We start from the raw sequence: 21841 nt of genomic DNA on the forward strand, positions 1-21841 counted from the left end.
AATGGCTTTAATCGCTCGAGCTCGCAAAAAGCGCAAGCCGGTCGCCGAGATGAACGTAGTGCCCTACATCGACGTGATGCTGGTGCTGCTGGTCATCTTCATGGTGACCGCGCCGATGCTCAACCAGGGCGTGAAGGTTGATCTGCCCAAGGTTTCCAGTGAAGCCTTGCCGCAGGACAACAACACTCAGGTCCTGACCATTTCGATCAAGGCTGACAAGACCTACTACTGGAACCTTGGCAGCGAAGTCGACACGCAGAAGCAGCAGGACAAGGCCCTGACCTTGCCGGCGATGACCGATGCGGTGACCAAGATCATTCGCTCCGGCAACGAAGGCGGCAAGCACACCCAGGTATTTATCCGCGGCGACAAATCGGTCGACTACGGCTCCGTCATGGGCGCCATGGGCGGGCTGCAGAAGGCCGGCGTCGGTAACGTTGGCTTGATTACCGAGGCGCCCTGATGCAGCAACAGCGAGAGCCGTCCGCCTCGGAAAGCTACTTCTGGCCTGGCGTGTGGGCAATAGCCCTGCACGTCCTGGTGTTCGGCATGCTGTTCGTCAGCTTTGCCATGACCCCGGACCTGCCGCCAGCCAAGCCGATCGTGCAGGCGACCCTGTATCAGCTGAAATCGAAAAGCCAGGCCACCACCCAGACCAATCAGAAGATTGCGGGTGAGGCCCAGAAGTCGGCTGCGCGCCAGACTGAAGTCGAGCAGATGGAACAGAAGAAGGTCGAGCAGGAAGCGGTGAAGGCTGCTGCGGAACAAAAGAAAGAAGAGGCGGCTCAAAAGGCCGAGGAATCGAAAAAGGCTGACGAAGCGAAGAAAGCCGACGAAGCGAAAAAGGCTGATGAAGCCAAGAAAGCCGAGAAAGCTGCCGAAGCGAAAAAGGCCGAAGAGAAACAATTGGCTGATATAGCCAAGAAGAAATCTGAAGAAGAAGCCAAAAAGGCTGCCGAAGAAGAGGCCAAGAAAAAGGCCGCTGAAGAAGCCAAGAAAAAGATAGTCGAAGACGCGAAGAAGAAAGCCGCCGAAGACGCCAAGAAAAAAGCTGAAGCAGACGAGGCGAAGAAGAAAGTCGCCGACGACGCGAAGAAGAAAGCTGCCGCCGACGCCTCCAAGAAAAAGGCCCAGGAAGCAGCGCGCAAATCCGCCGAAGAGAAAAAGGCCCAGGCCCTGGCAGATTTGCTTTCCGACACGCCGCAACGTCAGCAAGCCTTGGCCGATGAGCGTGGTGATGAAGTCGCGGGCAGTTTCGACGACCTGATTCGGGCACGGGCAGCGGAAGGTTGGACACGTCCACCTTCGGCACGTAAAGGCATGACAGTAGTGCTGCAGATCGGCATGTTGCCGGACGGTACGGTGACTTCGGTCAGCGTGGCCAAGTCCAGTGGTGACGGTTCGTTCGACAGTTCGGCGGTTGCCGCGGTCAAGAATATTGGCCGGTTGACCGAGATGCAGGGAATGAAACCAAGTGACTTCGCTCCCTATCGTTCATTCAAGATGACATTCACACCTGAGGATCTAGCCTTGTGAGAAACCTTCTTCGAGGAATGCTTGTCGTTATTTGCTGTATGGCAGGGATAGCGGCGGCGGATGAAAAGAACATCCTGGTTACCAGCGGTAGCGATCGGGCCACCCCGATTGCAGTTGTACCGTTCGGTTGGCAAGGCGGCAGCGTGCTGCCGGACGACATGGCCCAGATCGTCAGCGACGACCTGCGTAACTCCGGTTACTACGCGCCGATTCCGAAAGGCAACATGATCAGCCAGCCCAACCAGGCCAGCGAAGTCGTGTTCCGTGACTGGAAAGCCGTGGGCGCGCAGTACCTGATGGTTGGCAACATCACGCCAGCCGGCGGTCGCCTGCAGATCCAGTACACGTTGTTCAACGTGGCCACCGAGCAGCAGGTCTTGACCGGCAGCGTTTCGGGTACCGCCGAACAACTGCGCGACATGGCCCACTACATCTCGGACCAGTCGTTTGAAAAACTCACCGGTATCAAGGGGGCGTTCTCCACGCGCCTGCTGTATGTGACGGCTGAGCGGTTCTCGGTAGACAACACTCGCTACACCCTGCAACGTTCGGACTACGACGGTGCCCGCGCAGTGACCTTGCTGCAGTCCCGTGAGCCAATCCTGTCGCCGCGCTTCGCGCCGGACGGCAAGCGAATCGCCTATGTTTCGTTCGAGCAGCGCCGCCCGCGTATCTTCGTGCAGCACATTGATACTGGCCGTCGTGAGCAGATCACCAACTTTGAAGGCCTCAACGGTGCACCGGCCTGGTCGCCGGATGGTTCGCGCCTGGCTTTCGTGCTGTCCAAGGACGGCAACCCGGATATCTACGTGATGAACATGGCCTCGCGCCAGCTCAGCCGTGTGACCAGCGGCCCGGGTATCAACACCGAACCGTTCTGGGGTAAAGATGGTTCGACCATCTATTTCACTTCCGACCGTGGCGGCAAGCCTCAGGTCTACAAGGCAAACGTGAACGGTGGCGGTGCGGAGCGTGTTACCTTTATCGGTAACTACAACGCCAACCCTAAGCTTTCGGCGGATGAAAAGACGTTGGTGATGATTCACCGTCAGGATGGTTTCACTAATTTCCGGGTTGCGGCCCAGGATTTGCAGCGCGGAACCGTAAAAATCCTTACAGATACCAACCTTGATGAGTCAGCCACTGTTGCACCCAACGGCACCATGGTAATCTACGCCACCCGCCAGCAGGGCCGGGGAGTCTTGATGCTCGTGTCCATTAATGGACGCGTAAGGCTCCCACTTCCTACCGCACAAGGCGAAGTCAGAGAACCATCCTGGTCCCCTTACCTGAACTGACGCGGCGCTACAAAAAGAAGTACTTAACACACTGGGGTTCATTAGGAGTTTCACGATGGAAATGCTGAAGTTTGGTAAGTTTGCTGCTCTGGCTCTGGCTCTGTCCGTAGCCGTTGGTTGCTCCTCTAAAGGCGGCGACAATGCCGGTGAAGGCGCTGCTGTTGATCCAAACGCTGGTTACGGCGCTAACACTGGTGCAGTTGACGGCTCCCTGAGCGAAGAAGCTGCTCTGCGCGCTATCACCACTTTCTACTTCGAATACGACAGTTCGGACCTGAAGCCAGAAGCCATGCGCGCTCTGGACGTTCACGCCAAGGACCTGAAAGCTAACGGCGCTCGCGTTGTTCTGGAAGGTAACACTGACGCCCGTGGTACTCGTGAGTACAACATGGCACTGGGCGAGCGTCGTGCGAAAGCCGTTCAGCGCTACCTGGTACTGCAAGGTGTTGCTCCAGGCCAACTGGAACTGGTTTCCTACGGTAAAGAGCGTCCAGTTGCAACTGGCAACGACGAACAGTCGTGGGCTCAGAACCGTCGCGTCGAACTGCGTAAGTAATTCGTCATGCGAACGTGCCGTCGTGCTCTAACTGTATTGGCTCTCAGCCTCGCACCGCTTGCGGTGTGGGCTGCGGTTCCTGTAACGGATAGCAACTCAGGCTATAACAATAGCGGGAGCAGTTATCCGCCAGCGGGTTATGGCACGAACGGCGCCTATGCTGGGGGAGCGGCTACGTCCGCACCCTCGGCACAGGGCGAACTGTTCAACCAGCTGCAACGCATGCAGGATCAATTGTCGCAGCAACAAGGCGCCATTGAAGTTCTGCAGAATCAAGTGAACCAGCTGAAGCAAGAAGGCCTGGAGCGATACCAGGATCTTGATCGTCGTATTGGAGCCGGTGTTGCACCTGCCGCTACTCCTGATAATTCTTCTGCCGGTGGCGCGCCTAGCGCCGCTGCCGGTGGCGCAGCAGCGGGGGCCGCAGCTGCCGCCCCTGCTGCCAGTAGTGAACCGGGTGATCCGGCGAAGGAAAAACTGTATTACGATGCAGCCTTCGACCTGATCAAGGCCAAGGATTTCGATAAGGCCAGCCAGGCTTTTACCGCATTCCTGCGCAAATATCCCAACAGCCAATACGCGGGCAATGCCCAGTACTGGTTGGGTGAGGTGAACCTGGCAAAGGGTGATTTGCAAGCTGCGGGCCAGGCGTTTGCCAAGGTCAGCCAACTGTACCCCAAGCACGCCAAGGTGCCGGACTCACTGTACAAACTCGCTGACGTAGAGCGCCGTCTGGGTCATACCGACAAGGTCAAAGGCATTCTGCAGCAGGTGGTTGCCCAGTATCCCGGTACTTCCGCTGCCCAGTTGGCCCAACGGGATCTGCAGCGCTTGTAAACGCGCTTTTCCCGTTTAGAAGAAACCCGCGCCTGGCGCGGGTTTTTTCGTTAGAATCCACGCCCTTTTATGAAATACGCTTTTTGGGGTTGGCGCGTTGGCGCAATCCCATGAAGTGCCTGACGGAGGCGGACAGCCTGTTTAGCTGTTACGCCCGTGGCGACTATGCAAGACACATTACGCATCACCGAAGTTTTTTACTCGTTACAGGGTGAAACGCGCACTGCTGGCCTGCCCACCGTATTTGTACGGTTGACCGGCTGCCCATTGCGTTGCCAATACTGTGACAGCGCCTACGCCTTCAGTGGCGGCACCGTGCGCACCCTCGACGACATCCTGGAACAGGTTGCCAGCTACCGGCCGCGCTACGTCTGTGTGACGGGGGGTGAGCCATTGGCGCAACCCAATGCCATTCCTTTGCTCAAGCAGCTGTGTGACGCCGGTTACGAGGTCTCACTGGAAACCAGTGGCGCCTTGGACATTTCCGCTGTCGACCCGCGTGTAAGCCGGGTGGTCGACCTCAAGACCCCAGATTCCAAAGAGGCCCACCGCAACCGCTACGAGAACATGGACTTGCTGACGGCCAACGATCAGGTCAAGTTCGTCATCTGTTCCCGTGACGATTATGACTGGGCGACTTCCAAGCTGATCCAATACGGCCTGGAGCGTCGCGCGGGGGAGGTGTTGTTCTCGCCCAGCCATCACGACCTGAATGCCCGTGACCTGGCGGACTGGGTAGTGGCGGACAATCTGCCGGTGCGCTTGCAATTGCAGCTGCATAAGTACCTGTGGAACGACGAACCGGGGCGCTGAAAAGGCTGATCAGGGGACTACGGCGGGCTTTCAACCCTGCCCAATTACGGCCCCAACGCGTTATTTCTGATTTATTTCAAATAAGGTGTTGAATAATCCTTAGAAATCAGTATTATACGCGCCACCACACAGCGGGTCGTTAGCTCAGTTGGTAGAGCAGTTGGCTTTTAACCAATTGGTCGTAGGTTCGAATCCCACACGACCCACCATTTTTGGCGGTTTAGAAAATCCGGAAGGCCCACGCAAGTGAGGATTTCCGGGTTTTTTTTTGCCTGAAATTTGGCCCGTTCAAATCGACAGGGCGTCATCCGTGCTCAGAGGCAGGTTGCCGTTCAAGCGCATCCCTTTAATCTAAATATTCATATTCCGGACCGGCACTGACCGGATAGTCCGGTCATTCGCATGCGTCCTTAATGTGTATCAAATCTGATACCGCTGGTCGGAAAACAGCGTTCAACTTCAAACGATATTCCTTCCAGCATAAAAATATTCATTACTTATCATGTAGTTAGTAACTATTTAGGAGGATTTCTAAATTTGGGTCAGATTATTGGCTAGCCAAGGCGACGATGTTAGTTTGCCGCCCTTCGCAATTCGATGGATCGAACATGTTGCCCCTACTGCCACGGACCCGGTATTCACTGGGCATTCTCCTGCTCGCTTGCCTCGCTTCCCATAGCGTGATGGCCGCCAACCTGCCGGGTGATCAGGACCTGATCCGCGACCGCCAAAATCGCCTGCTCAAAGAACAGCAGCGGCGCCTTGAACAACTCAAGGAGTTGCCGGGCAAAGAGGTCAAGCCCGAGGCGCCGGCAACCCCGATGGACAGCCGTTGCTACCCGATTCAAAACATCGAACTCAAGGGCGCCGACAGCCTGCCAGCGCCTGACCGCGAACGCCTGCTCAAGCCCTATATCGGCGAGTGCCTGGGCGTCTCCCAGCTCAATGCATTGCTCAAGGTCATCACCGACTACTACATCGACAAAGGCCTGGTCACCAGCCGCGCTTACTTGCCGCAGCAAGACATGTCCAAGGGGCACCTGCAAGTGCTGGTGGTGGAGGGCAAACCTGGCTACTTGAAAGAAGAACTTCCGGAAGCGGCCACAGGTAACGCACTCAGCATGGACTTTGAAACGTTTGCAGTGACCAAGGGCGTTACGCCGCAAACCGCTTCGTGACTTTCCAATGCCTTGGGTACTGCGGGGGTGTGGGACAAGTTGGTTGAAGGCCTCAAAGGTACGGTCAAGGGTGGGTAGCATGATCGCGAACTTATACAAATATCAGCACGGCATTGGCCTGGTCTTACTCCTGGCTGCGCTACTCAATGGCTTTCTACGATTTGACGGTAGCTGGAAGCGCTTTTTCCTCATGGTGCTGGTGCAGTTGTGGTTTGGCCAGGCGGTCTACAGCTATGCGCGAGGCGCCAGGGTGGCCATCGCGCCGGGCGGCATGAGTAAGGATGCCGACCCGGAGTGGCGAGCGGCGTTGGCCGGCTTCGCCCTGTTTTTATACGGGGTCGTATTTTTTTTGAGTTTTTGATCCTTGCATGGCCATGTATCTATACGGAAAACCCTTATGAGAAAAGTTGCCTTTATCCTCTCGGCCTTGATCCTCGCGGGCTGTCACTCCAATGCTCGCGACTCGTCGTCCAGTCTGCTCAAAGACGGCGTGCAGTTGCAGCAGAACACGGTTGTGGCCGATGCCGAGCAAGCCAAGGTGATCATGCGGGCCACCGGTTTTACCTACCCTGTGCAGTTCTCCGTGCGCCGTGGCAGTGATGCCGATCAGCGGCCGGAGATCCTCGGCACGGTGGTGGATTCGGGCCGGGGCAAGGTGTTCGGCTGGATCGCCAAGATGAGTGAGGTTGCCAACAGCGCGGCGGTCAAGCGCTTCCCGCAGTTGGAAGTGTTGGCTGATCCGGGGCAGACAATCGAGGTATTGGGCGAGTCGCGGGTGTATGACTCGAACTACTACCGCTACGCCGAAAAAATTGTCTACGCCTGCGGCCCTATGAGCTCGGCGTTCAAGCCTCAGAAGCAGAAGGTTTACCTGGTGGAGTTCGTGATCGTCGGCGCGGGCTGTGAGCAGCATGTGTATGACATCACCGATCCCGCGCAGCGTATTCCCGTCCTCGCGCTTTCAACCCTGCTCGATAACGCCACGGCAAAGTTGGCACAACCACAACTTAAGGCAGAACAAAAATGATCGGTTCAATCAAGCACTGTGTGGTACTCGCTGCGATTTTGCTGTCTGGTTGCGTGACGTATTCGTAAAACGAGTTGCCTCCCGTGCAGGCGTGGCCACCCACGGCCAATGTGCCGCAGCAAAAGCCGAAGGTGTTCGTGCGCACCACGGTCATGAATCAGGTCAACGGTGGGCCGGCCAATATGGCTGCGGGGGCTGCGGCAGCGGTTGGGGAAGCGACGGTTGCCGAGGGCTTTCGTGAATCTGGGCGTTTTGCGTGGGTGAGTACGGATAAGTCCGAGGCGGATCTCTATGTTGAGGCCACCTTGTACAACAACGAACAGTTCAGCATGGCGTCGGCCATCATCACCGGGGTGACGTTTTTCATTATCCCTTCTACCGCGAAGAACACCTTCACCCTGGAGACCGTATTCAAGAACAAGGACGGCAAGGAGCTGGGTCGTGTGCGCAAGAGTGAGTCGCTGCGTACCTGGATGCAATTGTTGTTGATCGTTGCCGTGCCTTTCCGCCAGGACACCCACGAGGTGGTGCAAGCCCTGACCCGCAGCACGTTGGATGAGGCGGTGCAGCGGCGCTTGTTGTAGTCGTTCTTTTTATATCTGTAATCGCCATGGGTTTGTGGCGTTGCTTTCTGTCGTACATGGAGTTTTCAAATGAAGCGAAATCCATTCAAGCAAAAACTGTTGGCCGTGGTGGTCGGTGCAATCAGCAGCCAGGCATTGGCCGTTGAAGTAGATCTGGGTCAAGGCAAAACCTCGTGGAAGGGTGAGACGTTCAACGAGTCTCTGACCTTCACCGGGAGGCTGACTGAAGCGACCAACCAAACACCTACCCCCGACTCTGGCACTACTGCGTTGATGGGCGTCAGTGTTTCCAATACCAGTATTCAAGGTTCGCTGATCAATCGCGCTGATATTGTGATGACCTCTGACGGACGTTCCATTCGGGCGTTTGCCGTGGACCCATTCGGTTTTGCAAACGACGGCTCAACCCCTAGTACGATTACGGGCGATTTGATTCAGGCCGGTAACATCACCATGAACAATGGCGGTTACGAAGGTTTTGAGATTGGTGATGCCGTGATTGGTGGCAGTGTTATCAACTCCGGCACTATCAAATCAACGCCTGTTGTATCGGACGTCTCTGCTGTCAATGGCACGTTTGGCGGCGAGGGCATGTTCCTGCATAACACCCAAGTGGCAGGCGACGTTGCTAACACGGGCGTGATCGAGGTGGTCGGCGATGAAGTAGTGGCGCTGGCAGTGGATGGCCCGAGTGATTTCCCGATCAATATCGGCGGTAAAATCATCAACTCCGGTACCATCTCGGCAACGGGCCAGCGCGCCTGGGGCATAGAAGTTGAAACCACCACGAGCCCGCTGCGCATTGAAAACAGTGGCCTGCTGTCTGTGAACGGCGCAGATGCTTCCGGTATTGTTTTTTATGCCGGCACCGTCGACTCCATCCTCAACACCGGAACCCTCGAAGCCAAAGGCACCAACGCCAAAGCGATCGACCTCCTGGGTGCCACCTTCACCCAAAACAGCCCCACTGGCTCCCGCGGCATCATCAACCGCGGCACGATCACTGCCGATGGCACGGCCATCTCTGTCGACGCAGCCGAGCAAACTTCCGTCTTCGAAATTAACCAGCAAGCCGGTGAAATCCGCAGCAATTCCGGCATCGCTATCGATGCAGCCAACCGCGCCACCCTCAACTGGACCGGCGGCAAAATCGTCGGCGACGTACTCAACGTCAACGCGATGAACATCGCTGGCCAGGCTGACTTTTCCGGCAGCCGCATCATCGCGCCAGTGTCGATCAACTCGGGCTCTCTGAACCTGTCGGCCCCTGGCACGGTGCTCACCGGTGACCTCAACATCGCCAGCGGTGCAGGCATTGATATGCGCCTGTCCAACAGCGTAGTGCCGACCACGCCATACCTGACGGTCAATGGTGCGGCGAATTTCGCCCAGGCATCGACAGTGACCTTGAGCGCCACCCCTGGTGATTTCACCGCCGTGCCGAGCGGCACCGAGTACACCTTGCTGCAAGCCAGCAGTGTGCAGAACAGCGGCCTGTCGGTTGCCAGTACTTCGTCGTTGCTGGACGTGCTGAGTTACTCGGCCGATGCGCAAACGGTCAAGGCCGTAGTGGGTTTGAAGAGCAATCAGCAAGTGCAAGAGGAACTGACCGGCGCGGGCGCCACTGAGCCGGTTGTCACTGTGGTCAACGAAGCAAAAAATGACGTGCTCGGGCAGTTGGCAACGGATGATCCGGTGTTCCAGGCCCTGGCCAACGCGGGCACGGCGCAGCAGTTGGCGCAGGTGGGCGAGCAACTCAAGCCGGACGTCAACCGTGGTGCGCTGGACGTGGCCTTGTCGGGCCAGACGGTGATCAATGGCGCGATCCTCAATCGCCTCTCGGGCCAGCGTGATAATCGCGAAGCCGTGGGTGTGTGGTTGCAAGGCTTGAGCAGCAACATGGATCAGGATGGCCGCAGCGGCGAGAACGGTTATTCGGCCAACAGCAGCGGCATGGCGGTGGGTGTGGATGGTCGGTTGAACGACAGCACCACGGTGGGTGTGGCTTACAGCTACCTCAATTCCAACATCCATTCGGACCTGGGCACCAAGACCGATGTGCAGGGCAATGCGCTGTCGTTGTACGGCAACTGGTCGCTGCAGAACTGGTTTGTCGATGGCAGCCTGAGCTACGGCCATAACGACAATGACAGCAAGCGTCGTGTGGCGGGCACTACCGCCAAGGGCAGCTACGACAGCAATGTGTTGTCGGCCAGCGTACTGGGCGGCTACAGCTTCAAGCTGTCGGATGCTGCCGTGATAGAACCGCGAGTGGCGGCGCGTTACTCCAACGTGCGCATGGACAGCTTTACCGAGAAGGGCTCTTCAGCGGCGCTGAGCACCGGCTCGCAACGCTATGAAGTGGGCGAGTTGGGCGCGGGTGTGCGCTTGGCTGGCAACTTCCCGTTGGCCACCGGCAGCCTGCAACCGGAAGCGACCTTGATGGCTTATCACGACCTGATAGGCGACCGCGTAGCGCAAACCTCCAGCTTTGTGCTGGGCGGTTCGGCGTTTACCGTCACGGGCGCTTCGGTCGCACGTGACAGTTACGAAGCCAGCCTGGGCCTGAATTATCAGGTGTCGGCACTGACGGTGGGCGCCAGCTATACCCGCCAGGCGCGTAGCGGGTTTGATGCCGATGGGGTGATGGTCAAGGCGCGTTACGCGTTTTAGGGTTAAACCCGAACAGGGGCTCTTTGCGAGCCCCTGTTACTCCCAAAAGCAATAATCTTTCTTCGTTGAAATCTATTCCCCGATATTTAAGGAAAAAGGGACAGATTCATTTGATTGGCCTGTCCCGTCCTGAAAAGTTGACGGATTTACTTTTTCTGAATAAATAAATCTGTCCCCCTTTGTCCCCGCCCGACAAACCGCACTCCTTTATCAGTAAATATGCATTAACGCATTTATATATTTGCGTAAACGCATATTCACATCTACGGTTACCCCGAGCCAGATCGCAACGCTCCCATCAAATATGGGCCACCTTGAACGTCGATAGCTCAGCAGCACCGCTACACGCTTACCAGCAGGACGCTGGTTTTCACTCATGGAGGATTGAAAAATGTTATCCACTGAAACAACCCGATTCACCGGCGATACACCGCCCAACTGCCTGATCGGCCATCTGCTCGATCCGCAACTGGTCGAAGTCAAAGCGGCTGCTCAGCCCCAAGCAATGGCTGCCACCAGTCTCAATTTCAGCATGCAGAGACAAACCCAGAGCAATTGGTGCTGGGCGGCGCTCTCTGCCTCGGTCGGCAACTACTACGGCACCGGGTCCTGGACCCAGTGCGGTGTAGCCAGCAGCGAGCTTGACCGCAACTGCTGCAATCAACCTGGACCGTGCAACGTCTATGGCTATCTGGATTCCGCCTTACGAACCACGCGCAGCTACAACGGCATGAATCAAGGCTCGTTGCAGATGTCGGCCATCCAGAACCAGATCAACAGGGGCCGCCCCATCGGTTTGCGTTGTGCCTGGTACGGTGGCGGTGCGCACTTTTTGGTGATCTACGGGACCAACGGCAACTACCTGTTGATCGCAGATTCGATCTACGGCTACTCGACCCGTGCGTTGAACGCGTTCCCTGGTTCGTACAACGGCGGCGGCAATTGGACCAACACTTACTTCACCGTAAAAAACTGAGGAGGGCTGCATCATGCAACTGATTTATCCAAAGGCGCCCTCAAACGGCGTACACACACTGCGTCCGGCGTTGCAAGCCGCGCTGCAAACCCAGGGCCTGGGGCGCAATCACTCATTCGCGGCCGCCGCACCGGGCAACATCAGGCTGAGCGAAGCCTATCGTGGCTATTCGCTCAGCCTCGAGGATTTGACTCACGGTAAAGGCCTAAAAGACGCTGAGGTCGGCGATTGGCGTTACTTGGTATTTGCCGATGGCGTGACGATTGCGGATGCGCAATTGGCCGACGTAGGCGGGCATGTCGAGTTCGCTTCGCTCAACCACGGGCCCGTGGCAGCGGCGACGGTGGATGCGCTGAAACTGGCGGAACAGTCCCCGCAATTGCAAGGTAAAACCGTTGAGCTGCGAGTGCTGTTCATCTCGGCATTGCACGTTGTGGCAATCTGGCTACACGCCGACAGCGAAGATGTGCTGATCCCGATTGAGCCGACCCCCAAGGAACTGGCGGTCACTCAGTTGTACAGTGAGGCGGCGCTGCTCATGCTGCTCAAACCGGCGGCTGATCAGGCCCGCAAGCGCTTCGACGCGGACACCAGTGGACTGTTGGGCAGTTGATAAACCCTTAGGTAAAAGCCGGACACTGTCCGGGTTTGCCTTGTAAAAAAGGCGCCGCCTGTAAAAAGGCGGCGCGCTGTCTTGTACTGTCGAGTAATACATTTATCTCCTTTCCCTCCTCACCAGCGCCTGCCCCTGCGTATCACTTCGCTTGCCAAAAACCTACGAGTTACAGTCATTAAATTGTGATATCTCATATGCAAATGCAATAAATAACCAATTACGTCGCTAATATTGGCTATTTATATGGTTTTTTTCATCTTCCCACGCCAACAACGCAATTTGTATCAAACTATGTTCGTTTAGTATTGGATCCAATCAGGCGACGTGCAGGTTGCGCCCCTCGCCACAGACGCACTGTTATAAAAAGGAGAAATGCCATGATGCTGAAGGACCCTTCCCGCAAATATCGCCACTTCACCACGGTCAACCTGCCGGATCGCACATGGCCCAGTACTGTCCAAGCCGCAGCACCTACCTGGTGCAGTGTGGATATGCGCGATGGCAACCAGGCGTTGATCGAGCCGATGAATGCCGAGCGCAAGCGCCGTTTCTTCGATCTGCTGGTGAAGGTCGGTTTCAAGGAAATCGAGGTGGGTTTCCCCGCCGCTTCGCAGACCGACTTTGACTACGTCCGCGAACTGATTGAAAGCGGTGCGATTCCTGATGATGTGACGATCCAGGTCATGACCCAGGCGCGCAGCCATCTGATCGAGCGCACGTTTGAGGCGCTGAAGGGCGCGCCGCGCGCCATCGTGCACGTTTACAACGCGACGGCACCGGTGTTCCGAGAGGTTGTATTTAACGTGGATCGGGCGGGTTGCATCGAGATTGCTACCCAGGCCACCCGGGAAATCAAGCAGCATATGGACGCGAACCCAGAGACGCAGTGGACGTTCCAGTACTCCCCGGAAACCTTCTGCTTCACCGAGCTGGATTTTGCCCTTGAGGTGTGTGAGGCGGTGACGCAGACCTTCGGGCCTACCCCGGCCAACAAAATGATCCTGAACCTGCCGACCACGGTGGAAGTTTCCACGGCCAATGTGTTCGCCGATCAGATCGAATGGTTCTGCCGACACTTCAGCCGCCGTGACAGTGTGGTGATCAGCGTCCACCCGCACAATGACCGTGGCACCGGAGTTTCCACCGCGGAGCAGGCGTGCCTGGCCGGCGCCGAGCGTGTCGAGGGCACCTTGTTCGGCAACGGTGAGCGAACCGGCAACGTGGATATCCTGACGCTGGCGATGAACCTCTACACCAGCGGCATCGACCCGCAGCTGGATTTCTCGGACATTCTTCACGTTCAGCGTGAGGTGGAGTTCTGTAATCAGTTGCCGACCCACCCACGCCACCCTTATGCCGGTGAATTGGTGTTCACCGCTTTTTCCGGGTCGCACCAGGATGCGATCAAGAAAGGCTTTGCGGCGCGCCAGGCTAACCCTCACGGCATGTGGGAAGTGCCGTACCTGCCGATTGACCCCGCCGATATGGGCCGCAGCTATGAAGCAGTGATCCGCGTCAACAGTCAGTCGGGCAAAGGCGGCGTGGCCTATCTGCTGGAGCAGCACGGCATCGTGATGCCGCGGCGCTTGCAGATGGAATTCAGCAGCCTGGTGCAACAGGAAGCAGATGGCTCCGGTCAGGAAATCAGCGGCGAGATGATCCTGGCCTGCTTTACCCGGCACTACCTGGAGCAGGGCAAGCCTTACGCGTTACGTGCGCCAAAACTGGTCAGTGAGGGCGACGTGACTTATCTGGAAGCCACCCTCGAGCAGGGTGCACAGCGCATTGACTTGAGCGGCGAGGGTAACGGGCCACTGGCGGCGCTGGTCGATGCCTTTGCCCAGCGAGGGATCCACTTCGATATCGCCGATTACCACGAGCATGCCACCCGTGACGGGGCCCAGGCCGAAGCATTGGCCTATGTGGAAATTCGCGTGGGTAACCAGTTGCTGTTCGGCGCCGCACGCGATGGCAGCAGCTTGCTGGCATCCCTCAAGGCGGTGACGAGTGCCGTCAATCGCGCATCGCGCCTGGGCCTGCTCAGCGTGGTGAACGCTGCGGTGCCGTCCTGACATGAACGCGCATACCGCATTGGCGGCACTCGCCGGTAACTATGGGCACGGAGATATCGTGGCTTCCCACCGACATGATGAGGGCCAACTGGTCTACGCCATCAATGGCGTGATGCTGGTGTCGGTGGAGGAAACGACGTGGGTGGTGCCTTCCGGGCATGCCCTGTGGGTGCCTTCGGGGCTGGAGCATCAGATCCGCATGACCGGCGAGGTGCGTATGCGCACCTTGCTGATCTCGCCGGGGGCGCACCGCCGGTTGACCGAAGAGTGCCAGGTCATCAGGGTCTCGCCGTTGCTGCGTGAGCTGATCGTTGCCGCAGGTGATGAGCCTGATAGCGAGCCGGCGTTGTTGCGTCATGTACAGATTGTCGAGCTGATTTTCTCGGAACTCGACAGGGCGCAAAGAGTGCTGGCGCATGTGCCGATTCCGGATGAGCCCAGGCTCAAGTCGCTGTGTGCGGACTTTATCGACAACCCTTCCCAGGAGTCGAAACTGGAGAGCTGGGCGGCGCAACTCAATATGAGTTCGCGCACCCTGGCTCGGTTGTTCCAGAAAGAGTTGGGTATGAGTTATGGCGAGTGGCGCAAGCGCACGCGACTTTTGCTCAGCATGCAGCGGTTGGCCTGCGGCGTGTCGATCCTGGAAGTGGCGCTGGAGCATGGCTATCAGAGCCCGAGTGCGTTTACTGCGATGTTCAAACGCACCATGGGTTACACCCCGAGCAACTGCCGCCTGGTCTGATTCGCCCTGGCGATAGCACAGCCTCCCATTGAACATGGCCCGCCGCCAGGCAGGGCCATGTTTTTGCCTGCCCGGCGTATGGGGCCCTTGATCCAGAGCGATCGCAGACACGTTGTCCCAATCGAAACGATGGTTGTCTGGAACTCGGGAGATGCGCAGCCCGTTGCTCTTTTACCCTGCGTCTCTACTTGGCATTCTGGATTTCTTCGATGGGTTCGCCTTCTTTTTCCCCACGGCATGGCCGTCTTTCGCTCGTTGGCGTGGCGGTGGTGTTGTTGGCGGGTTGTTCGTCCTGGGTCGCTCATACGCCGGCACAGCCACACCCGGAACGCATCAATGCCCTGAGCCGCCTGCCGCAAGGTGTTTCGGCCCAAGCGTTACCCGAGCGCTGGTGGCAGTTGTACAACGATCCGAAACTCGATGCGCTGGTGCAGCAGGCGTTGCTGCACAACCGCGACTTGGCGGCGGCCCAGGCCCATGTGCAATCCATGCTGGCCGGGATCATGCAGGCCGATGCCGAGCGCTGGCCGTCCACCCAGGCGTCACTGGGCGCCGAGTACGGCAAGACCGCCGATGATCAGACCCTGGCCAAGGCCACCGATAGTCATGCTCCGTCACAGTGGGCGTTCAACCCGGGCTTCGAGCTGGCGTATCAAGTGGATGTCTGGGGCCAGGTCCAGCGCACCATCGAACGGGCTCAGGTGCAAGCCGCAGCAGCGCAGGACGCCGAAGACCTGTTGCGCATCACGGTCGTGGCACAAACCACCCGCGCCTATGTCAATGCTTGCGCCTTGGGCGCACGCGCCAAGGTCCAGCGGCATTCGTTGGACGTGGTCGGCCACAGCCTGGCGTTGACCGATCGCCAGCGTAAGGCCGGTGTGGTGACGGACCTTGAATACACCCGCATGCAGGCGTTGCAGGGCGAAACCCTGGCCTTGCTGCCGATGCTGGAGGCGCGCCGGCAAGCTGCGCTGTACGAGCTGGCGATGCTCACCGGCGTCGCCGACCTGGAACAAGGCTCTGGCGCCGCGACCTGTGAGGTGGTGCCGCAACTGAATGCCGAACTGCCGGTGGGCGATGGCTGGCAATTATTGGCGCGCCGCCCCGACATCCGTCAGGCCGAGCGAGCGCTGCAGGCGGCCACGCTGCAAGTGGATATCGTCCAGGCCGACCTGTACCCGAAGGTGACCTTCGGCGCTTCAGTGTCTTCGTCCGCCAATAAACCCCATGAACTGGGGGACAGCAGCGCCGTCATGTTCGGCATCGGCCCGCTGATTACCTGGCAATTTCCGAACTGGAAAGCCAACCGCGCGCGGGTCAACCAGGCGCGGGCGCTCGAGCAGGTGGAGGTGGCGCAATTCGAGGCCAGCGTACTCAAGGCCCTCAAGGATGTACGCCAGGCGCTGGCGTTGTATGACGGCGAACGGCAGCGCCACGCGGCCCTGAGCCAGGCGCTGGACAGCAGCCGCCACGCTTACAAGTTGGCCCAATTCAACTACGACGCAGGCTCAATCGACTTTCTTGACGTGCTGGACAGCGAACGTGAGCTGATCCGTTTGCAGGCCACGCGCGCCGACGCTGATGGCCAGTTGCTGCAACGCCAGATCAGCCTGTTTCGTGCCCTTGGCGGCGGTTGGCAGTCCGCCTCCGCCAATACCCCGGTCGCCCACGCTTCCACCTCTTTTTCCGGTACCCAGCCATGAATATCGCCGTTGATGAAAAAACCGCTTTCCAGGACGAGCAGGAGAATGTGGTCGAGCAACTCATGCATGCGCGCAAGCAACGCCACAAACGCAATCTGATCCTGTTGGGCGGCGCCGCACTGTTGATCGCGGCGGTGGTGTTCGGGGTGTACTGGATGACAGTGGGTCGTTACCTGGAAGAGACCGATGATGCCTATGTGCGTGCCGACTGGATTCCCATCAGCCCGAAGGTCTCCGGGTATGTGGCCCAGGTCATGGTGGAGGATGATCAGCCGGTCAAGGCTGGGGATGTGCTGGTGCGCATCGAGGACCGTGACTACCAGGCACGCTTGGCGCAGGCCCGCGCGCAACTGGCCGAAACCCAAGCCTCGGTGGCGGCGCAACAGGCCAACCTGCAAGTTACCGACAGCCTGATCGCCCAGCAAAAGGCCGGCGTCGCCCAAGCTGAGGCCCACTCCCGCAGCGTCGGTGCCGAGTTGCGCCGCGCCAGCCTCGACCAGCGCCGTTACGAAGGCCTGGTCCGCGAGCACGCCGCCAGCGCCCAGCGTCTGGAAACCGCTGCCGCCAGCTACACCCAGGCCAATGCCGCCGTGGAAATTGCCAAGGCGATGCAGCGCCAACAGGAAACGCGGCTGACCGTCGCCATTACCCGGCGCCAATTGGCCGAAGCCTCGCTTCAACAGCAGATTGCCCGGCGCAGCCAGGCCGAGGCGCAGTTGAACCTGGCGACCCACGCGCTGGAGGATACGTTGATCCGTTCGCCCATCGACGGGGTGGTGGGGCAGCGCAAAGTGCGTACCCGCCAATATGTCGCGCCCGGCTTGCCGCTGCTGGCGGTGGTGCCCTTGCAACAGGCCTACGTGGTGGCCAACTACAAGGAAACCCAGTTGCGCGACATGCGTGCCGGCCAACCCGTGGACATCAGCGTTGACAGCTATTCGGGACGCAAGCTCAAAGGCCACGTGGTGAGTTTTTCGCCAGGTTCCGGGGCGGTGTTCGCGCTGTTGCCGTCGGACAACGCCACCGGCAACTTCACCAAGATCGTGCAGCGCTTCCCGGTGAAGATCGTCATCGATGAGCATGATGAGGGCGGGCCTATCCTGCCGGGCATGTCGGTGATCACCACCGTGGATACCCGGCCCGCTGCCCAGGGCGTTGCACATGACTGAAGCCGCTGAAAAAAGCGTTTCCTTTCGCGCCTGGGTGGCCGTGATCGGGGGGCTGTTCGGCTGTTTCATGGCCGGTATGAACGTGCATGTGACTAGCGCCGCGTTGCCGGAAATCGAAGGTTCCCTGGGGGCGACCTTCGAGGAAGGCTCGTGGATCTCCACCGCCTACCTGGTTGCGGAGATCGTGATGATTCCGCTGACCGCCTGGCTGGTCCAAGTGTTCTCCCTGCGCCGGGTGATGCTCGTCGGTTCGTTTGTGTTTCTAGTGGCGTCCATTGCCTGTTCCTGGGCGCCCAACCTGGAAGTGATGATCATCATCCGGGTGATCCAGGGCGCCGCCGGCGCGGTGCTGATCCCCTTGTCATTCCAGTTGATCATCACCGAGCTGCCGCCCAGCAAGATTGCAATGGGCATGGCCTTGTTCGCCTTGTCCAACAGCGTTGCCCAGGCCGCCGGACCGTCCATTGGCGGCTGGCTGACCGATGCCTATTCCTGGCGCTGGATTTTCTACCTGCAACTGGCCCCAGGCATTCTCTTGCTGCTGGCGGTGGCGTGGTCCATCGATGCCAAGCCCATGCAGTTGAGCCTGCTCAAACGCGGCGACTGGGGCGGAATCATTGCCATGATCGTCGGCCTGGGCGGTTTGCAGATCGTGCTGGAGGAAGGCGGGCGCAAGGACTGGTTCGGCTCCGATTTCATTGTGTGGATGTCACTGGTCGCCGGCATTGCCCTGGTGTACTTCGTGCTGTCGCAGCTGTATGGCAGCCGCTCCTTCATCAACCTGCGCCTGCTCAAGAGCTACAACTTCGGGGTGGCCAGTGCGGCGATGTTCATTTTCGGCGGAGCTACGTTCGGCCTGGTGTTCCTGGTGCCCAATTACCTTTCCCAGTTGCAGGGCTATAACGCCCGGGAAATTGGTATCAGCCTGATCGCCTACGGCATGGTGCAGCTGGTGCTGGCGCCGTTCATGCCGCGCCTGATGAAGTGGCTCAACCCGAAACTGATGGTCGCCAGCGGCTTTTTCATCATGGCGCTGGGCTGCTACCTCGGCGCGCACCTGAATGTTGATAGCGCCGCCAACGTGATCATTCCTTCCACGGTGGTGCGCGGTATCGGACAGCCGCTGATCATGGTGGCGTTGTCGGTGCTGGCGGTGTCTGGCCTGGCCAAGGATGAAGCCGGTTCCGCCTCTGCCTTGTTCTCCATGCTGCGTAACCTGGGCGGTGCCGTGGGCACTGCGGGCTTGACGCAGATCGTCGCCATGCGCGAGCGCTTTCACTCCGAGCGGGTAGGGGAGTCGATCACCTTGTTTTCTCCGTCCTTGCAGGAGCGCCTGCGTGCCGGCATGGCCGACAGCGAGGATTTTATCTTCAACCAATTGTTACCCGCTCAACAGCAGGTCCTTGAGGGGTTGATCCACACCGTGCGCCGTGAGGCGTACCTGATGGCCTACAGCGATGCGTTCTACGTGTCCTGTATCGCCTTGATCTTGTGTGGTGTAGCGGCCTTGGCATTACGACAACAAGCAAAGAACTGAAACCATTATGGCCCGCAGGCAGTGCGCGGGCTCTTGTCAGCTGCAAGACGGAACTTGAATGGTAAGACTCTTAATAGACTCATGAATTGCTAACTTAGCAACTACATAAAGGTTATGTGCACTCCATTGGGGGTGTCGGCCAACTATTGCCTGACGAAGTTGATGTTATTAACTTCGGTCGGGCTTCTGTTGTTGGTTGTTTTATAGCGTGGAAATAAATTGTATTAATTTTAGAAAAAACACTTGCTGATCGTTATGAACTTCCTCTAAGTTTCGTCTTGCTTCGACGGCAGACCTTTCGTGCTAACGAAGCTTAAGCGTATAACTAACTTGAATAAGACTTAGCACTGGCCGTCGATGGCGAGACAGGCCTGCTTATGCCTGGAAAAAGATCAGCCGGTATTTGCCAGGTGGTCGGTGCTAACTAAAGTCTGATAAGGAGCGCAACATGGAAAATAAAAAGACGCTGTTGAATGCAAAGAAAGTGGAACTGGGTAATCACCGGATTTTTGCTGAAATCAATTCAATGCCGGTGCTGCGCGCCTTTATGGAGACCCATGTGTTTGCCGTGTGGGATTTCATGTCCCTGGCCAAGCGCCTGCAACAGGACCTGACCTGTACTCGCCTGCCTTGGCTACCACCGGTGGATCCGGCTGCCGCGCACCTGATCAACGAAATCATCCTGGGCGAAGAGTCTGACCAGAACTTGCAAGGCGGTCACTACAGCCACTTCGAGCTCTACTTGCATGCCATGCGGGAAGTGGGCGCCAGCACCGACAAGATCGAATACTTTGTCAAACTGATGCGCGAAGGCGTCGACTTGCAATCTGCCCTGACGCGTTGCGGCGCGGGCCTGGCAGCCTCGGCCTTTGTCACCGACACCATCGAAACCGCCATTAACGCCTCCACCCACAGTGTTGCTGCCGCGTTCCTGCATGGCCGCGAGAGCGTCATCCCGGAGATGTTCCAGCGCATTCTCGATGATTGGGACATCACGGCCGACGACGCGCCAACGTTCCGCTATTACCTGCAACGCCACATCGAAGTCGACTCGGAAGATCACGGCCCAGCGGCAGAAAGCCTGTTGGCGCGCCTGGTCAATGGCGATCCCCAGCGTCAGGAAGAGGTCTATGTATCGGCCATCGCGGCGGTGCAAAGCCGCTTGGCGTTGTGGGACAACCTGCGCGTGGCCATGCGTGAAACAGTCAGTGAGTGTGTGGCATGAACTTCGAAGTCATCGAGGCCGACCAGGCTCAATGGTTCGAGGTGACGTCTGAACGCGGCATCACCCTGACCGTCTTCAAGGACACTTTGGACCCCATTGCCAAAACCGGTGTACGTACGCGGTTGGTACGTTTTCATCCAGGGGGCGGCACCCGTGAAATCTACACCCACGATTATCACGAAGAAGTGTATTTGATTGAAGGCGACCAGACTGAACAGGCCAGTGAGGGGCGCCCAGAGAAAACCTACCGCGACGGCAGTTACTTCTTCAGGGCTGCACATACCGAGCACGGTCCGTTTAATTCAAAAGACGGATGTCTGTTGTTTGAAGTGCACTACTACTGATCATCATGAACAAAGGGAACGCTTCATGAGAGCTGAAGAATATCAATCATTTTCCGAGGCGTGGGAGGAGCGGGCGACCATTCGCACGCGTCCCAGGCGGCGTCTGGAAGATGATGGGAAGTTAATATTCCCGATCAGTCGCCAGCCGCTGGTAATGGGCGCGACCTTTATGCGGGAGTGTGCTCACTTACAACATTTTGTGCTCGTTCAAAGCTTGTACAAGTTCATTAATGATGTAGTGATTTTCGAAACGGAAATTGTCGACAAAACCGCCAGGAGCATTGCGAAAGATAACTTCGCCATCCGCTTCCCGTTTGCCTGTCGATATGACGCGATGACCGTGGTGGTCGATGAGGACTATCACGCGCTGGTGGCGATGGACTACATGCAACAGACCATCGAGCTGACCGGAATCCAACCCATCAGCTTGCCGGCGGAAATCGAACTCAGTCGGTCGATTCCCAAGGCATTGGCCATGGCGCCCGACCACCTCAAGGCGGCGGTCGAGCTGATCTGTGTCGCCATCGCGGAAAACACCCTGACCAACGATGTCGCGGCCTTTGCCCGCGACGACTCGGTCAAGGCATCGGTCAAGGGCTTGATGGCAGACCACCTGGCTGACGAGGGTCGACACTCCGGTTTCTGGGCCAAGTTGACGCGTATTTACTGGAGTACCGCGAGTGAGGAGGACAAGCGTGCCCTGGCCTCGATCATGCCGGTGTTCCTGGGTGAGTACCTGACCAACGAGATCCAGCAGGGGTTTGATTTCGCGCTGATCGAGCAACTGCCCGTGAGCCCCGGCGTCAAGGCGGCGTTGCGTGAGGAGGTCGAAGGCATGAGTTTTCCGATCACGCCGTCTCACCCACTGGTAGGCAACATCGTCCGATTCTTCAAACACAGCGCCCTGCTCGACGCTCCCTGCATGCAGGAAGCGCTCGCCGATTATCTGCGCTAG

Annotated in this window: 19 protein-coding genes, 1 tRNA gene and 2 pseudogenes; all 22 read left to right on the forward strand. The window is 58.1% G+C overall.

Annotated elements, in window-relative coordinates; all coding sequences use genetic code 11:
* Positions 1-10 precede the first annotated feature (10 nt).
* The 22 genes and pseudogenes from tolR to FRT59_RS23185 all read left to right on the forward strand — a co-directional run bounded on the left by tolR (position 11) and on the right by FRT59_RS23185 (position 21841).
* The gene (gene tolR / locus FRT59_RS23080) at positions 11-463 is read left to right on the forward strand and encodes a protein TolR (protein ID WP_161793227.1); all 453 of its coding nucleotides are present in this window, start codon (positions 11-13) and stop codon (positions 461-463) included.
* The gene (gene tolA, locus FRT59_RS23085; protein WP_034115767.1) at positions 463-1536 is read left to right on the forward strand and encodes a cell envelope integrity protein TolA; all 1074 of its coding nucleotides are present in this window, start codon (positions 463-465) and stop codon (positions 1534-1536) included. The genes tolR and tolA overlap by 1 nt, the downstream gene beginning before the upstream one ends.
* A gap of 17 nt (positions 1537-1553) precedes the next feature.
* A complete protein-coding gene (gene tolB, locus FRT59_RS23090) occupies positions 1554-2834 on the forward strand; it encodes a Tol-Pal system beta propeller repeat protein TolB (RefSeq protein ID WP_034115766.1) in 1281 nt (426 codons plus the stop codon).
* Between the two features lie 55 nt (positions 2835-2889).
* A complete protein-coding gene (pal, locus tag FRT59_RS23095; protein WP_003193861.1) occupies positions 2890-3390 on the forward strand; it encodes a peptidoglycan-associated lipoprotein Pal in 501 nt (166 codons plus the stop codon).
* 6 nt (positions 3391-3396) lie between these two features.
* Positions 3397-4227, forward strand: coding sequence for a tol-pal system protein YbgF (ybgF, locus tag FRT59_RS23100; RefSeq protein ID WP_034115765.1), 831 nt, complete (start codon positions 3397-3399; stop codon positions 4225-4227).
* Positions 4228-4392: 165 nt separating this feature from the next.
* Entirely contained in the window at positions 4393-5040 is a 648-nt protein-coding gene (queE, locus tag FRT59_RS23105) for a 7-carboxy-7-deazaguanine synthase QueE (protein WP_153872475.1), read from the forward strand.
* 133 nt (positions 5041-5173) lie between these two features.
* Positions 5174-5249, forward strand: a tRNA-Lys gene (locus FRT59_RS23110).
* Positions 5250-5648: 399 nt separating this feature from the next.
* Positions 5649-6149: pseudogene (locus FRT59_RS23115) on the forward strand (POTRA domain-containing protein); the annotation flags it as partial.
* 148 nt (positions 6150-6297) lie between these two features.
* Positions 6298-6579: a hypothetical protein gene (locus tag FRT59_RS23120; RefSeq protein WP_065892966.1), complete on the forward strand. Its 282-nt coding sequence runs from the start codon at positions 6298-6300 to the stop codon at positions 6577-6579.
* A gap of 36 nt (positions 6580-6615) precedes the next feature.
* Positions 6616-7245, forward strand: coding sequence for a hypothetical protein (locus FRT59_RS23125; protein ID WP_153872476.1), 630 nt, complete (start codon positions 6616-6618; stop codon positions 7243-7245).
* A pseudogene (locus FRT59_RS23130) lies at positions 7242-7829 on the forward strand (hypothetical protein). The gene FRT59_RS23125 and the pseudogene FRT59_RS23130 overlap by 4 nt, the downstream one beginning before the upstream one ends.
* Before the next feature lie 69 nt (positions 7830-7898).
* On the forward strand, positions 7899-10502 hold the full coding sequence (locus FRT59_RS23135) for an autotransporter family protein (protein WP_153872477.1): 2604 nt from the start codon (positions 7899-7901) through the stop codon (positions 10500-10502).
* A gap of 391 nt (positions 10503-10893) precedes the next feature.
* Positions 10894-11478 (forward strand): papain-like cysteine protease family protein, encoded by a 585-nt coding sequence (locus FRT59_RS23140; protein WP_153872478.1) that lies wholly within the window; start codon positions 10894-10896, stop codon positions 11476-11478.
* 13 nt (positions 11479-11491) lie between these two features.
* The gene (locus FRT59_RS23145) at positions 11492-12091 is read left to right on the forward strand and encodes a hypothetical protein (protein WP_153872479.1); all 600 of its coding nucleotides are present in this window, start codon (positions 11492-11494) and stop codon (positions 12089-12091) included.
* A gap of 380 nt (positions 12092-12471) precedes the next feature.
* The gene (leuA, locus tag FRT59_RS23150; protein WP_034115758.1) at positions 12472-14166 is read left to right on the forward strand and encodes a 2-isopropylmalate synthase; all 1695 of its coding nucleotides are present in this window, start codon (positions 12472-12474) and stop codon (positions 14164-14166) included.
* 1 nt (position 14167) lies between these two features.
* Complete coding sequence (locus tag FRT59_RS23155; RefSeq protein ID WP_153839072.1) at positions 14168-14908, forward strand: AraC family transcriptional regulator; 741 nt, start codon at positions 14168-14170, stop codon at positions 14906-14908.
* 209 nt (positions 14909-15117) lie between these two features.
* A complete protein-coding gene (locus tag FRT59_RS23160) occupies positions 15118-16611 on the forward strand; it encodes a TolC family protein (RefSeq protein WP_153872480.1) in 1494 nt (497 codons plus the stop codon).
* Positions 16608-17780 carry an HlyD family secretion protein gene (locus FRT59_RS23165; protein WP_034115755.1) on the forward strand — a complete coding sequence of 391 codons (1173 nt, stop codon included), beginning with the start codon at positions 16608-16610 and terminating at the stop codon, positions 17778-17780. The genes FRT59_RS23160 and FRT59_RS23165 overlap by 4 nt, the downstream gene beginning before the upstream one ends.
* On the forward strand, positions 17773-19317 hold the full coding sequence (locus FRT59_RS23170; protein WP_153872481.1) for an MDR family MFS transporter: 1545 nt from the start codon (positions 17773-17775) through the stop codon (positions 19315-19317). The genes FRT59_RS23165 and FRT59_RS23170 overlap by 8 nt, the downstream gene beginning before the upstream one ends.
* Positions 19318-19765: 448 nt before the next feature.
* Positions 19766-20542 (forward strand): DUF3050 domain-containing protein, encoded by a 777-nt coding sequence (locus FRT59_RS23175; RefSeq protein ID WP_034115753.1) that lies wholly within the window; start codon positions 19766-19768, stop codon positions 20540-20542.
* Positions 20539-20886 (forward strand): DUF4437 domain-containing protein, encoded by a 348-nt coding sequence (locus FRT59_RS23180; RefSeq protein ID WP_034115752.1) that lies wholly within the window; start codon positions 20539-20541, stop codon positions 20884-20886. Before FRT59_RS23175 ends, FRT59_RS23180 begins: the two co-directional genes overlap by 4 nt.
* 25 nt (positions 20887-20911) lie before the next feature.
* Positions 20912-21841: a diiron oxygenase gene (locus tag FRT59_RS23185; RefSeq protein WP_034115751.1), complete on the forward strand. Its 930-nt coding sequence runs from the start codon at positions 20912-20914 to the stop codon at positions 21839-21841.

It is taken from the genome of Pseudomonas haemolytica (assembly GCF_009659625.1).
Classification (GTDB): domain Bacteria; phylum Pseudomonadota; class Gammaproteobacteria; order Pseudomonadales; family Pseudomonadaceae; genus Aquipseudomonas; species Aquipseudomonas haemolytica.